This window comes from Nocardioides ureilyticus, from assembly GCF_051280745.1.
Classification (GTDB): Bacteria; Actinomycetota; Actinomycetes; order Propionibacteriales; family Nocardioidaceae; genus Nocardioides.
This window is the reverse complement of record NZ_JBNCOG010000025.1, coordinates 37977-51862: the sequence shown is the minus strand read 5'-3', so window position 1 is coordinate 51862 and position 13886 is coordinate 37977. Positions and strand designations below refer to the sequence as shown.

General features: G+C 72.8%; 12 protein-coding genes and 1 pseudogene. 10 read left to right on the top strand and 3 right to left on the bottom strand.

Going from position 1 to position 13886, the window contains the following annotated elements:
- Positions 1-251: pseudogene (locus ACSMHG_RS14280) on the top strand (DEAD/DEAH box helicase); the annotation flags it as partial.
- A 209-nt stretch (positions 252-460) separates the two neighbouring features.
- Positions 461-1156, top strand: a complete 696-nt coding sequence (locus ACSMHG_RS14275) for a CPBP family glutamic-type intramembrane protease (RefSeq protein WP_435746233.1) — start codon at positions 461-463, stop codon at positions 1154-1156.
- Between the two features lie 56 nt (positions 1157-1212).
- On the opposite strand, the gene ACSMHG_RS14270 is transcribed toward ACSMHG_RS14275, so the two are convergent.
- Positions 1213-2109, bottom strand: a complete 897-nt coding sequence (locus ACSMHG_RS14270) for an NAD(P)H-binding protein (RefSeq protein ID WP_435746231.1) — start codon at positions 2107-2109, stop codon at positions 1213-1215.
- Between the two features lie 23 nt (positions 2110-2132).
- The gene (locus ACSMHG_RS14265; protein WP_435746229.1) at positions 2133-2912 is read right to left on the bottom strand and encodes a MerR family transcriptional regulator; all 780 of its coding nucleotides are present in this window, start codon (positions 2910-2912) and stop codon (positions 2133-2135) included.
- A 143-nt stretch (positions 2913-3055) separates the two neighbouring features.
- Between ACSMHG_RS14265 and ACSMHG_RS14260 the strand changes: the two genes are divergently transcribed.
- The 8 genes from ACSMHG_RS14260 to ACSMHG_RS14225 all read left to right on the top strand — a co-directional run bounded on the left by ACSMHG_RS14260 (position 3056) and on the right by ACSMHG_RS14225 (position 12833).
- Complete coding sequence (locus tag ACSMHG_RS14260; protein WP_435746227.1) at positions 3056-4267, top strand: acetyl-CoA C-acetyltransferase; 1212 nt, start codon at positions 3056-3058, stop codon at positions 4265-4267.
- Positions 4268-4298: 31 nt separating this feature from the next.
- Positions 4299-6497, top strand: coding sequence for a 3-hydroxyacyl-CoA dehydrogenase NAD-binding domain-containing protein (locus tag ACSMHG_RS14255; protein WP_435746225.1), 2199 nt, complete (start codon positions 4299-4301; stop codon positions 6495-6497).
- Positions 6498-6662: 165 nt separating this feature from the next.
- The gene (locus tag ACSMHG_RS14250; protein ID WP_435746223.1) at positions 6663-7388 is read left to right on the top strand and encodes an ABC transporter ATP-binding protein; all 726 of its coding nucleotides are present in this window, start codon (positions 6663-6665) and stop codon (positions 7386-7388) included.
- Positions 7363-8883: a hypothetical protein gene (locus ACSMHG_RS14245; RefSeq protein ID WP_435746221.1), complete on the top strand. Its 1521-nt coding sequence runs from the start codon at positions 7363-7365 to the stop codon at positions 8881-8883. The genes ACSMHG_RS14250 and ACSMHG_RS14245 overlap by 26 nt, the downstream gene beginning before the upstream one ends.
- A 167-nt stretch (positions 8884-9050) precedes the next feature.
- Positions 9051-10307, top strand: a complete 1257-nt coding sequence (locus ACSMHG_RS14240; RefSeq protein WP_435746219.1) for an acyl-CoA dehydrogenase family protein — start codon at positions 9051-9053, stop codon at positions 10305-10307.
- The gene (locus tag ACSMHG_RS14235; protein ID WP_435746217.1) at positions 10304-11101 is read left to right on the top strand and encodes an SDR family NAD(P)-dependent oxidoreductase; all 798 of its coding nucleotides are present in this window, start codon (positions 10304-10306) and stop codon (positions 11099-11101) included. Before ACSMHG_RS14240 ends, ACSMHG_RS14235 begins: the two co-directional genes overlap by 4 nt.
- Positions 11098-12165: a phosphotransferase family protein gene (locus ACSMHG_RS14230; protein ID WP_435746215.1), complete on the top strand. Its 1068-nt coding sequence runs from the start codon at positions 11098-11100 to the stop codon at positions 12163-12165. Before ACSMHG_RS14235 ends, ACSMHG_RS14230 begins: the two co-directional genes overlap by 4 nt.
- The gene (locus ACSMHG_RS14225) at positions 12165-12833 is read left to right on the top strand and encodes a histidine phosphatase family protein (protein ID WP_435746213.1); all 669 of its coding nucleotides are present in this window, start codon (positions 12165-12167) and stop codon (positions 12831-12833) included. Before ACSMHG_RS14230 ends, ACSMHG_RS14225 begins: the two co-directional genes overlap by 1 nt.
- A 164-nt stretch (positions 12834-12997) precedes the next feature.
- Here ACSMHG_RS14225 and ACSMHG_RS14220 read toward each other — a convergent pair whose 3' ends face one another.
- Positions 12998-13756 carry an SDR family oxidoreductase gene (locus ACSMHG_RS14220; RefSeq protein ID WP_435746211.1) on the bottom strand — a complete coding sequence of 253 codons (759 nt, stop codon included), beginning with the start codon at positions 13754-13756 and terminating at the stop codon, positions 12998-13000.
- Between the last annotated feature and the right edge of the window lie 130 nt (positions 13757-13886).

Here is a 13886-nt window from a genome sequence, read left to right as displayed (position 1 = left end):
GCCGCGGCCGCTCCGGCGGCGGCACCGGGGGTGGCGCGCAGGGCCAGCAGGGCGGCTCCCGCCAGGGCGGCTCGCGCCAGGGCGGCCCGAAGGCTTCCGGCGCCAAGCAGGGCGGCGCGAAGCAGGGTTCGGCCCAGCAGTCGGCCGGGCAGTCCGGCGGCGGGCGTCCCCGTCGTTCGGGTGGTGCGGCGGCGTCCTCCTCCGGCGGCAGCCGGCACAGCGCGGCGTCGTTCTCCTCCGCTCGCCGCTGACCCTCTGAGCCCATCCTGGGCCACCTGCGCCCCTGGGCCACCCGGATCGTTCAGCTGCTGGGAAGTGGTGACCGCCTGCCGCGCTCTGCCGCCGATCCGCCCACCACAACCGCGCAATCGAACGATCGTGGTGGGCGCGGACGGCCAGGCGCGGCACGGCGGCCCCGGTGTGACCCGGACCCCAACAACCCCTCCGTAAGGTCGGGGACGTGAGCACGGTCCGGACCTGGTTGCAGCGGGCGCTGTGGGACGTCGTCCCGCGGGACCACCGGGAGTCCCCGGCCGCCCTGCGTCGCCGGCAGGCGGTGACGATCGGCGTGGTCTTCCTCGGTGCCGTCGTGCTCGGGCTGTCCCTCCGCATCGAGCCGGGCAGCGATCTGTTCTACCTCGCCACCAGTGCCCTGGCGCTGATCTGGGCGGGCGGCGCCTTCCTGTCCGGGCCGCTGCACCTCGGGCGGATCGCCTGGCGCGACGAGCTGCGGCGGCCGGTGGTCACCCCCGTCCTGCTGGGGCTCGCCATCGTCGGCGTCTTCGTCCTCGGCGGCCTGGTGATCCGCGAGATCCCGTACCTCCAACGCGAGGTCAGCGCCGTCCTGAGCTACGCCAACCAGGGCTCGGTGCCGATCCTCGTGGTGATCACGGCGGTCAACGGCGTGGCCGAGGAGCTGTTCTTCCGGGGCGCCGCGTACGCCGCCATCCCGCACCGGCCGGTGGTGTGGACGACGATCGCCTACGTGATCGCGACCGCCGCGACCGGCAACGTGATGCTGGCCTTCGCCGCCATCCTGCTGGGCGTCGTCGTCGGGCTCGAGCGCCGGGCCTCGGGCGGCATCCTCGCGCCGATCCTCACCCACTGCACGTGGTCGCTGTCGATGCTCCTGATCCTGCCGCCGGTCATCGGCTGACCCGCCCGACGGTCGGGCCGGCCCACGGGTCTCGAGACGGTCGCTGCGCGACCTCCTCACCCAGCAGGGGAGCGGTCCTCCGCGAGCGCCTGCTCGACGGCCTCGACGTAGGTCATCGGCTCCCCGGGCACCAGGTCACGGATCGAGTGCTCGCTCACCAGCACCTCGATGCCCATCGACTCGATGAGGTTGGCCGCGGTGGTCGCGTCGACACCGGTCACCAGCTTGATCCAGTACTGCGAGAGGAACGGCGTGCCGAGGGGGACTTGCACGATCGGCAGCGGCCGGCCGTGCATCACCTTGCCGGCGCGCGAGAGCATCTCGGCGTACGTCAGCTGGTCGCCCCCGCCGACCTCGAAGACCCGGCCGAGGGCCTCCTCGCGGTCCACCACGCCGGCGAGGTAGCGCACGACGTCGGCGATGGCGATCGGCTGGGTGCGGGTGGAGGCCCACCGTGGGACCACCATGGCCGGCAGGTTCTTGACCAGCTGGCGGGTCATCTCCCAGGAGACCCCGCCGGATCCGACCACGATCGCCGCGCGCAGCACGGTGACCGGCACGCCGGACTCGCCCAGCAGCTTCTCGACCTCACGCCGCGAGCGCAGGTGCGGGGAGAGGTCCTCGTCCTCGGAGCCCAGGCCGCCGAGGTAGACGATCTGCCGGACCCCGCTGGCGGCCGCGGCCAGCCCGAAGGACCGGGCGGCGTCGGCGTCCTTGCGCTCGAAGTCCTCGTCGCCCAGCGAGTGCACCAGGTAGAACGCCACGTCGACACCGACCAGCGCCTCGCCCAGCGTGCCGGGGTCGTGGACGTCGCCGCGCACGGGCTTGCCGGGCCCGGTGTAGTCGTCGGGGCGGCGCGTCATCGCCCGGACCTCGTGACCCTGCTCCAGGAGGGCCGGCACCAGCCGGGCCCCGACGAAACCGGTCGCGCCGGTGACCAGGACGGTGCTCATGGCGCCAGCCTAGGAACACCCACCTAGCGGGGCGTCCTCCTCGTGCCGCGGGCGCGGGCCGCGATCCGCTCCCGGCGCTCCTCGTCCATCGCGGCCTCGTACGCCGCGACCAGGCTCGCGATCGAGAGCGGCTTGAGCCGCTCGACGACCTGCTGGATCCGTTCGGCGGGCGCACCCGCCTCCTTGTACGCCGGCCACACCATCGTCCGGAACAGCTCGTTGAGCTCCTGGGCGATCTGCCGGCCGTGCGCGGCGTACACCTCCGAGGCCGCGATGGCCGCCTCGGTCGGGAACCCGAGGTCGACCAGGCCGAGGCCCACCTGCAGCTGCGATGCCGCCACCTCGTACCGGCCGCGGCGGGAGCGGCGGAGGATGCCGAGGGCCTCGAGGGTGGCCACCTCGTCGTCGGTGAGCGCCCGGCCGGCGCGCCGCTCGAGCTCGGCGCGCGGCATCTCCACGGGGACGTCGGCCTGCCAGGGGGCGAGCATCGCGCGGTGCAGCGCGATGTCCTCGGGCGTGGCGTCCTCGGGGACGCCGGCGAGGTACTTCTCGATCGCGGCCAGCGTGAAGCCGTGGCCCTGCAGCTCCCGGACCAGCTCCAGCCGGGCGACGTGGTCGGGGGTGTAGTAGCCGCTGCGGCCGCGCCGGATCGGCGGCGGCACGAGGCCCTTGGTGGTGTAGAACCGCACGTTGCGCACGCTCATCCCGACGCGGCTCGTGAGCTCGTCGAGGGTCAGCAGGTCCCGAGCGGCCTCGACCCGCTCCGTCCGCTGCTCGTCGGGGCGGCCGTCCACCTGCGTCACCCGCGCCTCGCTCTCCTGCGTCGTCCGTGCGTCGTTGTCCGTGCGTCGTTGTCTCGTGAGCCAGACCACAAGGTGCCCGCTCTTGACCGTGACACCAATGGTGTCACAATCGATGGACCACTCCACCACACGCTAGGACGGTCATGGCAGAAGCATTCGTGTACGACCACATTCGTACGCCGCGAGGCAAGGGCAAGGCCGCCGGCTCGCTGCACGAGGTCAAGCCGGTCGACCTCGTCGTCGGCCTGCTGGACGAGATCAAGACCCGCAACCCCGCGCTGGACCCCGAGCGGGTGGACGACGTCGTGCTCGGCGTGGTCTCGCCGGTCGGTGACCAGGGCGGCGACATCGCCAAGACGGCCGCCCTCGCCGCGGGCTACCCCGACACCGTCGCGGGCGTCCAGCTCAACCGCTTCTGCGCCTCGGGCCTCGAGGCCGTCAACCAGGCCGCCGGCCGCGTGCGCTCCGGCTTCGAGGACCTGATCCTCGCCGGTGGCGTGGAGTCGATGAGCCGCGTGCCGATGGGCTCCGACGGCGGCGCCTGGGCGGCCGACCCGGCCACCGCGCTCGCGACCGGCTTCGTGCCGCAGGGCATCGGCGCCGACCTCATCGCGACGATCGAGGGCTTCAGCCGCGAGGACGTCGACGCCTTCGCCGCCGAGTCCAACCACCGGGCCGCCAAGGCGTGGGCCAACGGCTACTTCTCGGACTCGGTCATCCCGGTCCGCGACCAGAATGGCCTCACCGTCCTCGACCAGGACGAGCTGATCCGCCCGGACACGAGCGTCGAGAGCCTCGCCGGCCTCAAGCCGTCGTTCGCCCAGATCGGCGCCGACGCCGGCTTCGACGACGTCGCGCTCGAGAAGTACCACTGGATCGAGAAGATCAACCACGTCCACCACGCCGGCAACTCCTCCGGCATCGTCGACGGCGCGGCCCTGGTGGCGATCGGCAGCGAGGAGGTGGGCCAGCAGCTCGGCCTCACCCCGAAGGCGCGCATCGTCGCCACCGCCGTCTCCGGCGCCGACCCGACGATCATGCTCACCGGTCCGGCGCCGGCCGCCCGGAAGGCGCTGGCGAAGGCCGGCCTGGACGTCGGCGACATCGACCTGTTCGAGATCAACGAGGCCTTCGCGGCCGTGGCCATGCGCTTCATGAGGGACATGGGCATCACCGACGAGATCACGAACGTCAACGGCGGCGCCATCGCGATGGGCCACCCCCTCGGTGCCACCGGCGCGATGATCCTCGGCACCCTCGTCGACGAGCTCAAGCGCCGCGACCTGCGCCGCGGCCTCGCCACGCTCTGCGTCGGCGGCGGCATGGGCATCGCCACCATCGTCGAGATCGTCTGACCTACCTCCCTCCTCGCTGAACAGGACACCCATGACCACCAGCACCACCGAAGCAACGGCCGTCCGCTACGAGAAGGACGCCGACGGGATCGTCACGCTGACCCTCGACGACCCGAACCAGTCGGCCAACACCATGAACGACCTCTACATCTCCTCGATGAAGGCCGCCGTCGAGCGCCTGTACGACGAGCAGGAGGACGTCACCGGTGTGGTGATCGCCAGCGCGAAGAAGACCTTCTTCGCCGGTGGCGACCTCAAGGGCATGGTCCAGGCCACCCCGGACGACGCCGCGTCGGTCTTCGCCATGGCCGAGGGCGTCAAGGCCGCACTGCGCCGCCTCGAGACCTACCCGCGCCCCGTCGTCGCGGCGATCAACGGCGCCGCCCTCGGCGGCGGCCTCGAGATCTGCCTCGCCGCCAACCACCGCATCGCGCTCGACTCCCCGTCGGTCGTCGTCGGCCTGCCCGAGGTCAGCCTCGGCCTGCTTCCCGGCGGCGGCGGCGTCACCCGCATCGTGCGGATGTTCGGCCTGCAGGAGGGCCTGATGGGCTTCCTGCTCGAGGGCAAGCAGTTCAAGGCCGCCCAGGCCAAGGAGAAGGGCCTGGTCGACGAGCTGGTCGGCAGCCGCGAGGAGCTCGTGCCCGCCGCCAAGGCGTGGATCAAGGCCAACCCCGAGGCCAGCAAGAACCCGTGGGACGCCCCCGGCTACAAGATGCCCGGCGGCACGCCCAAGTCCCCGGCGCTGGCGAGCTTCCTCCCGGCGTTCCCGGCGCTGCTGCGCAAGCAGACCAAGGGTGCGGTCTACCCGGCCGCCCGCGCGATCCTGTCGGCCGCGGTCGAGGGCGCGCAGGTCGACTTCGACACCGCCTCGCGGATCGAGTCGCGCTACCTGACCAACCTCGTGGTCAACCAGGGCTCGAAGAACATGATCCAGGCGTTCTTCCTCGACCTCCAGGCCATCAAGTCCGGGTCGCTGCGCCCGCAGGGCATCGAGCCGTGGCAGGCCACCAAGGTGGGGGTGCTCGGCGCCGGGATGATGGGTGCGGGCATCGCCTACGTCTGCGCCCGCGCCGGGATGCAGGTCGTGCTCAAGGACGTCTCGGACGAGAACGCCGCCAAGGGCAAGGCGTACTCGGAGAAGATCAACGCCAAGGCGGTCAGCCGCGGCAAGCTGACCGAGGAGAAGTCCGCCGAGATGCTCGAGCGGATCACCCCGACCGGCGACCCGAGCGCCCTGGCCGGCTGCGACCTGGTCATCGAGGCGGTCTTCGAGGACCCGGCGCTCAAGGCGAAGGTCTTCGCCGAGGTGGCGCCGTACGTCAACGACGACGCGCTGCTGTGCTCGAACACCTCGACGCTGCCGATCACCGAGCTCGCCGAGGGCGTCGACCGGCCCAAGGACTTCATCGGCCTGCACTTCTTCTCGCCCGTCGACAAGATGCCGCTCGTCGAGATCATCAAGGGCGAGCAGACCTCGGACGTCGCGCTGGCCAAGGCCTACGACGTGGTCCAGCAGATCAAGAAGACCCCGATCGTCGTCAACGACAGCCGCGGCTTCTACACCTCGCGAGTCATCGGCTACATGGTCAACGAGGGCATGGCGATGCTCGCCGAGGGCGTCCGCCCCTGGACCATCGAGCGGGCCACGACCCAGGCCGGCTACCCCGCTGCCGTGCTGCAGCTCTCCGACGAGCTCAACCTGGAGCTGATGGGGAAGATCGCCAAGGCCACCCGCGAGGCGGCCGAGCGGGACGGCACCGAGCTGGCCGAGCACCCCGGTACCGCGGTCATCGACAAGATGCTCGAGGCCGGCCGGCCGGGCCGCCTGCGCGGCAAGGGCTTCTACGAGTACGACGAGTCGGGCAAGCGGCTCTCGCTCTGGGAGGGCCTGGGCGAGCTGTTCCCGGTCGCCGAGGAGCAGCCGCCGATCCAGGACTGCAAGGACCGGATGCTCTTCGCCGAGGCGCTGGAGACCGCGAAGTGCTTCGAGGAGGGCGTCATCACCTCGGCCGCCGCCGCGAACATCGGCTCGATCATGGGCATCGGCTTCCCGCCGATGACCGGTGGTGCCGCGCAGTTCATGACCGGCTACGAGGGTGCGGACGGCGAGATCGGCCTGGCCGCCTTCGTCGCCAGGGCCGACGAGCTGGCCGAGAAGTACGGCGACCGGTTCCGCCCGACGCAGTACCTGCGCGACCTCGCGGCCTCGGGCGGCTCCTTCCCCGCCTGACGTCCAGCGCCAGCCCTCGGCTGGTTGAGGAGGTCGCGCAGCGACCGTCTCGAAACCTGCCGGCGGGTTTCGAGACAGGCCTTGCCGGCCTTCCTCAACCAGCCGATCGGACCGTTTTCACGCCGTTCCGGTCCTCCTCGGGGCCACGCCGAGGACCATGGAGCGGTGACCCCCCACTCGACCGATCCCCGGGCCCTCGTCGACGTCCGTGACCTCCACGTCCGGTTCGGCGAGGTCGAGGCCGTGGCAGGGGTCGACCTGGTCGCCCACGCCGGCCAGGCGACCGCGCTCCTGGGTCGCAACGGCGCGGGCAAGTCCACGACGATGCGGGTGCTGGCCGGGGTGGTCCCCCCGACCTCCGGCGCCGCCACCGTGGCCGGCCACGACGTGCGCGCCGACCCCCTCGCCGTGAAGCGGGCCGTCGGCTACTGCCCCGACGTCGGCGGGCTGGTCCCGCGCGCGACGCCGTGGGAGCACCTGCAGCTGGCCGCCCGGCTCCGCCGGCTCCCCGCCTGGGAGGACCGGGCCCGGGACCTCCTCGAGCGGTTCGAGCTCGGCGACGTCGCGCACCGGGTGACGGCCGGCTTCTCCCACGGCATGGGCCGGCGGCTCTCCGTCGTCCTCGCTGTCCTCCACGATCCCGTGGTGCTCCTCCTCGACGAGCCGTTCGACGGGGTCGACCCGGTCGGGGTCGAGGCGACCATGGCCGCCATCGACGACGCCCGCGCCCGCGGTGCCTGCGTGCTCGTCTCGACCCATCTGCGTGAGCTGGCGGTCGAGGCGTGCAGCACGGTGACCGTGCTCCGCGGCGGGGCGCGGGTCGCCACGGCCACCGCCGACGAGATGGCCGGCGAGGAGGGCGCGCGTGCCTACCGTGGCCTCCTGGACTGACACCCGCCGGGCGGTGGCCGACGTCGGCCACCTGGTGCGCTTCCGGGCCGCGACGGTACGCCGGCGCGGCTCGTCGGCCTGGTTCGTCGTCGGGTTCCTCGTCCTCACGACCGCGACGGCCGTCGTGCCGGCGTACACCCCGGGTGCCGGGGGCGGCGGCCGTGCGTTCGACCTGCTGCTCCTGCTGCCCACGGCCCTCGCGGGCTTCCTCGGCCTGGCGGTCGTCTCGGCCGTCGCCTCGGGCGGCGGCCGTGAGCTGCTGCCCCGCGACCCGGCCGCGGTGCTGCCGGTCAGCCCGACCACCGACCACCTGGGGGCGCTCCTCCTCGCCCCGCTGAACATCGCCTGGCTCCTGCAGGCGTGGATCCTGCTCGGCACCACGGCCTACGCCCTGGGGCCCGGCGACCTGCTCGTCGCCCAGGTCCTGGTCGTCCTCTGGCTGGCGGTGGCGACCGCGGTCGCCCAGGTCGTCGCCTGGACCTTCGAGTGGGTGCGCCGCGCCCGCCACGGCATCGCCGGCGTCCGGCTGGCGACCGTGGTCCTGCTGGGACTCGCCCTGGGCCTGCAGGTGGCCGGCGCCCTCGTGGCCGTGCTCGACCAGCTGCCCACCCGGCGGGTCGTGCTCGGCATGCTCGGTGGCGCCGGCTGGACGTGGCTCGCGACGGTTGCCGGGCTGCTGGTCGTGCTGCTCGCCGCCGTCGCGCTCGGAGCGGTGCCGGCCCACCTCGCTGCGCGGCGTACGCCCCGTGACGAGCTGCAGGTCGAGTCGGGGAGGTACGCCGCCCGCCGGCTGCCGCGCACCGACCTCGGTGCCCTCGTCCGCACCGACCGCGGGTCGGTGTGGCGCGCGGTGCCGATGCGGCGCGGCATCGCCGTGCTGGCGATCGGCCCCGGTGCGGTCGCCCTCCTCGGCGACCTGCCCTGGTCGACCATGACGATCCTCCCCGGCCTGGTGGCCTCCGGTGGCGCGCTGCTGTTCGGCGTCAACGCCTGGTGCCTCGACGGACGGGGGAACTTCTGGCGCGAGAGCCTCCCCGTCGCGCCCGGCACGGTCTTCGCTGCGCGGGCGTGGGTGCTCGCCGAGTTCCTCGTGGTGGCGTCCGCCGTCACGGTGGCGCTCGCCGCCGTCCGCGCCGGGATGCCGTCGACCGCCGAGCTGACCGCGCTGCTCTGCACCGTCGTGGTGGTGACCGTGCAGGTCGTGGGCGCGGCGATGCGCTGGTCGGCCCAGCGCCCGTACGCCGTCGACCTCCGCTCGGCGCGGGCCACGCCGGCGCCGCCGCTGGCGATGGTCGGCTACTCGACCCGGCTCGCGGTCTCGACCACGCTCACGGGCCTGGTCTTCTCCGGCCTCGCGCGGGTCCCGGCGTGGGAGGTCTCGGTGCTGGTCGCCGTCCCGTTCCTCTGCTGGTCGCTGGCCCGCCTGCTGCGGACCCGGGCGCTGTGGGTCGACCCGCCCGCCCGCGCGCAGGTGGTCATGGCCGTCTCGGCGTGACGCTCCGGTCCCGGGCCGCTCCCATCGTTCAACTGCGCGATCGTGGTGGCGACACGCCGGAGAAGCGGGCCGGGCTGCCGCAACAACCGGACAATTGAACGATCCGGGTGGGCCAGCGCCAGCCCAGGGGCCGCGCGGCTCCTGACCGGCTGGCTAGGGTGCCGGACATGGACTTCTCGCCGTCCCCCCGCGCCGCCGACCTCACCGAGCGCGTCCGCGCCTTCCTCGCCGAGGAGGTCGAGCCGGTCGAGCCGCAGTACCACGCCGACCTCGCCGAGGCCCGGCGTACGGGTAACCCGTGGCAGCCGCTGCCGGTGCTCGAGGAGCTCAAGGCCAAGGCCCGCGAGCGGGGGCTGTGGAACCTCTTCCTCCCGAAGGAGCACGCGGGGGAGTACGCCGCGCGCTTCGGCACCGACGGCGGCGAGGGGCTGACGAACGTCGACTACGCGCCGATCGCGGAGCTCACCGGCCGCTCGGCCATCGCGCCGCTGGTGCTGAACTGCAACGCGCCCGACACCGGGAACATGGAGGTGCTGCTCCGCTACGGCTCCGAGGAGCAGCGACGCGAGTGGCTCGAGCCGCTCCTCGACGGCCGGATCCGCTCGGCCTTCACCATGACCGAGCCCGGGGTGGCGTCCTCCGACGCCACGAACATGGAGGCCACCGCGGTCGTCGACGGCGACGAGGTCGTCATCAACGGCCGCAAGTGGTGGTCCACGGGCGTCGGCCACCCGGACTGCAAGATCTTCGTGTTCATGGGGCTCACCGATCCCGAGGCGGACCGGCATCGGCGCCACTCGATGGTCCTCGTCCCGCGTGACACCCCCGGCGTGAAGATCGAGCGGCTCCTCGACACGATGGGGATCCACGACGAGCCGCTCGGCCACGGGGAGGTCTCTTTCACCGACGTCCGGGTGCCCGTGTCGAACATCATCAGCGGCCCCGGCGAGGCGTTCGCGATCGCCCAGGGCCGGCTGGGGCCCGGCCGCGTCCACCACTGCATGCGGCTCATCGGCCTGGCCGAGATGGCCCTGGAGGCGGCCTGCCGGCGGGGCCTGGAGCGGACGGCGTTCGGCAAGCCGATCGTCAACCTCGGCGGCAACCGGGAGCGGATCGCCGACGCCCGGATCGCGATCGACTCCGCCCGGCTCCTGGTCCTCAACACGGCGTGGAAGCTCGACGTCGGAGGGCCGATGAACGCCCTCTCCGAGGTCTCCCAGATCAAGGTGGCCGTGCCGAACATGGCGCAGCAGGTCATCGACATGGCGATGCAGCTGCACGGCGGCGGCGGTCTCTCGAGCGACTTCCCGCTGGCCGCGGCGTGGACCGGCGCCCGCGCGCTCCGCCTCGCCGACGGCCCGGACGAGGTGCACCGCGGCGTCGTGGCGCGCCTCGAGCTCGGCAAGTACGGCGCTCGCCGATGAGCGCGGCGACGACCGGCGCGGGCAGCGGTCAGCGGATCCTCGTCACCGGGGCCGCCTCCGGCCTCGGCAAGGCGCTCACGGAGGGCTTCCGGGCCCGCGGCGACGAGGTGCTGACCACCGATGTCGCCGACGGGGCCGACCTGCGCCTCGACATCACCTCGGACGACGACTGGGCGGCCGCGGTCGAGCACGTCGAGCGCACCTGGGGCGGCCTCGACGTCCTGGTCAACAACGCCGGCGTGGCCGGCGGCGGCCGGCTCGACGTGGCGACCCTCGACGAGTGGCAGTGGATCACCGAGATCAACCTCTTCGGAGCGGTCCGCGGCACCCGCGCGTTCGTGCCGATGCTCAAGCGGCAGGGCTCCGGGCGGATCGTCAACGTCGCCTCGCTGGCCGGCCTCGTCCACCCGGCCGGGATGGCGTCGTACAACGCGGTCAAGGCGGCCGTCGTCGCGCTGACCGAGACCACCGGCCACGAGCTCGCGGCGTACGGCGTGACGGCGCACGTGGTCTGCCCGTCGTACTTCCGGACGAACCTGATGTCCTCGTTGCGCGGGCACGACACCGCCCTGGCCACGGTGATGAGCAAGCTCGTCGACGAGTCGCCCACGAGCGCCGAGGACGTCGCGACGGCAGTGCTCGAGGGGCTGGAGCGCGGTGACGAGGTGATCCTGCCGGACCCGGCCGCGCAGGCGGCGTACGGATTGAAGGTGGCCGACCGCGCCGGCTACGACGCCGTCATGCGCGCGCAGGCGGCCAAGCTGGACCGACTGGGTGAGGAGGGGACGCTGTGAGCACGCCCGACGGGAACCCGGCGAAGCCGGTCCGCGAGGAGGACGCCTTCGACGCCGACGCCGTGGCGGCCTGGCTGCGGGAGCAGGGGACGGGCGTCGAGCGGATCGACGAGGTCCGCCAGTTCAGCGGTGGCGCCTCGAACCTCACCTACCTGCTCGTCGCCGGGGACCGGCAGCTGATCCTGCGCCGGCCGCCGGCCGGGCGGAAGGCCGCCGGAGCGCACGACATGGGCCGGGAGCACCGCATCCAGTCGGCCCTCGCGCCGGTCTTCCCCTACGTGCCGGCGATGGTGGGGCACTGCACCGACCAGTCGGTGATCGGCTCGGAGTTCTACGTCATGGAGAAGGTCCCCGGGCTGGTCCTGCGCTCGGAGTTCCCGCGCGAGGTGAGCCCTGCGGAGGCCGACGCGCTGTGCCAGCGGGCGCTCGACGTCCTGGTCTCGCTGCACTCCGTGGACGTCGGGTCGGTGCCGGAGCTCGCGGCGCTCGGCCGCGGCGAGGGGTACGTCGGACGGCAGGTGCGCGGGTGGGTCGGCCGGATGGCCGACGCCCGCACTGACGACACCGGCGACTGGTCCGACGTGGTGGCCTGGATCGAGGAGCGCCAGCCGACCGACGTGGCGCAGGTCGTCATCCACAACGACTTCCGCTTCGACAACCTCGTCCTCGACGACGACCTGTCGGTCCGGGCGGTCCTGGACTGGGAGATGGCGACCGTCGGCGACCCGCTCATGGACCTCTCCTCGACGCTCGCCTACTGGGTCGAGGCGGCCGACGACGAGCTCTTCCAGCTCTTCCGCCGACAGCCGACCAACGCGCCGGGCATGTGGACGCGCGACGAGCTCGTCGAGCAGTACTGCGCCCGGATGGGCTTCGACATCAGCCCCGACCAGCGGCTCTTCTACGAGGTCTTCGGGCTCTTCCGGCTGGCCGTGATCGCCCAGCAGATCTGGTACCGCTACGTGCACCAGCAGACGACGAACGAGTCGCACGCGGTGCTCGGCCAGGTGGTGGCCTACCTCGAGGCGCGCTGCCGCCGGCTCATCGCCGAGCACCCCGCCTGATGGGGCTCCTGCTCCTCGTCCGGCACGGGCAGGCCTCCTTCGGCGCCGACGACTACGACGTGCTCTCCGAGACCGGCCACGAGCAGGCGCGCCTGCTCGGTGCCCACCTCGCGGCGCAGGGCATCACCCCGGACGTCGTCCTCCGCGGGGACATGCGGCGCCACCGCGAGACCGCGGAGGGGATGCTCGCCGGGGCCGGCTGGGACCGGCCGGTCGAGGTCGACGCCGGCTGGGACGAGTTCGACCACCTCGGCGTCGTCGCGGCACACCCCGAGCTCGTGTCGCCCGACATGGGTCGGCGGGAGTTCCAGCGGGTCTTCGAGGAGGCGACGGCTCGGTGGACCTCCGGCGCCGGGGACGCGGCGTACCCGGAGAGCTGGGCGGGGTTCCTCGGCCGGGTCCGCGGCTCGCTCGAGCGCGCGTGCGGCCGGGCCGGCCCGGGCGGCACCGTCGTCGTGGTCACCTCCGGCGGCCCCGTCGCCGTCGCCGCCGCCTCGCTCACCGATCCGGACGGCGACCCGGCCACCACCGCCCGGCTCTGGGGCCGGTTCAACACCGTCGTGGTGAACTCCTCGTGCTCCCGCGTGGTCGTCGGCTCCACCGGCGCCCGCCTGCTGACGTTCAACGAGCACGGCCACCTCGAGGGGGAGACGCTCACCTACCGGTGAGGAAGCCGGACCAGCGTCAGCATCGGCCGCGGAGCGTCAGCATCCCAGGTTCACTTGGGATGCTGACGCTTCTCGGCTGATGCAACAACCGAGAAGCGTGCGGATCCCAGGTGAACTTGGGATCCGCGAGCTTCCCTGCGCATGTTGCCGGGCGGGCCGGCGCCTCACATCAGGCGCTTGAAGACGCCGAGCGGCGCGTGCTTCATGACCACCGAGAGCGGCGCCCAGGGGAGCGGGGGGACGCAGGCGGAGTCGACCTCCTTCTCGATGGCGGTCACCATCGCCTGGACGCCCTTGTCGGTGGGGACCATCAGCTTGGTCTTCTGGGCGACGTGCTCGTTCATCTCCGAGGCGATGTAGCCGGGGTAGAGCACGGTGACCTTGATCGACTTCCCGAGCTCCTTGCCGTGCAGCTCGTTGCGGATGCCCTCGGCGAGGAACGCCGCGCCGACCTTGGTGGCGGCGTACGTCGTCATGGTCTTGGGCATGCCGCGCATCGCGGACATCGAGGACACCATGACGAGGTGGCCGGCCTGCTGCTCGCGGAAGACCTCCATGGCGGCCTCGGTCTGCGTGAGCGCGCCGACGAAGTTGGTCATGGCGGTCTCCCGGTTGGCAGCCTGCCCGCCGGTCCCGAGCGGGGCGCCCTTGCCGAGACCGGCGTTGACGACCACCCGGTCGAGGCGGCCGAGGTCGGTGCGGAAGGCGCGGAAGGTCTCGAAGACCGCCTCGTCGTCGAGCACGTCGAGGGTGCGCGTCTCCACGCGGCGCTCGGGGTGGGCCGCGAGGATCTCGGCCCGGAGCTCGGCCAGGCGCTCCTCGCGGCGCGCGCACAGCGCGAGGTCGTTGCCGCGGGCCGCGAACTGGCGGGCCATCTCGGCGCCCAGGCCCGAAGACGCACCGGTGATGAGGATCGTCGTCATGGGCGCAGTCTGCCCTGCGGCGCTCCGGCGTCGACCGTGCAGGGCCGCCACCTGGACCGTGCAGGGCTGCCACGTCGACCGTGCAGGGCTGCCACTCGACCGTGCATACGTGGTATACATACCGAGTATC

Coding starts and splice junctions, on each gene's coding strand:
- ACSMHG_RS14270 (WP_435746231.1), bottom strand. CDS start 2,109: ATGAGCACCGTCCTGGTCACCGGCGCGACCGGTTTCGTCGGGGCCCGG.
- ACSMHG_RS14260 (WP_435746227.1), top strand. CDS start 3,056: ATGGCAGAAGCATTCGTGTACGACCACATTCGTACGCCGCGAGGCAAG.
- ACSMHG_RS14255 (WP_435746225.1), top strand. CDS start 4,299: ATGACCACCAGCACCACCGAAGCAACGGCCGTCCGCTACGAGAAGGAC.
- ACSMHG_RS14240 (WP_435746219.1), top strand. CDS start 9,051: ATGGACTTCTCGCCGTCCCCCCGCGCCGCCGACCTCACCGAGCGCGTC.
- ACSMHG_RS14235 (WP_435746217.1), top strand. CDS start 10,304: ATGAGCGCGGCGACGACCGGCGCGGGCAGCGGTCAGCGGATCCTCGTC.
- ACSMHG_RS14225 (WP_435746213.1), top strand. CDS start 12,165: ATGGGGCTCCTGCTCCTCGTCCGGCACGGGCAGGCCTCCTTCGGCGCC.
- ACSMHG_RS14220 (WP_435746211.1), bottom strand. CDS start 13,756: ATGACGACGATCCTCATCACCGGTGCGTCTTCGGGCCTGGGCGCCGAG.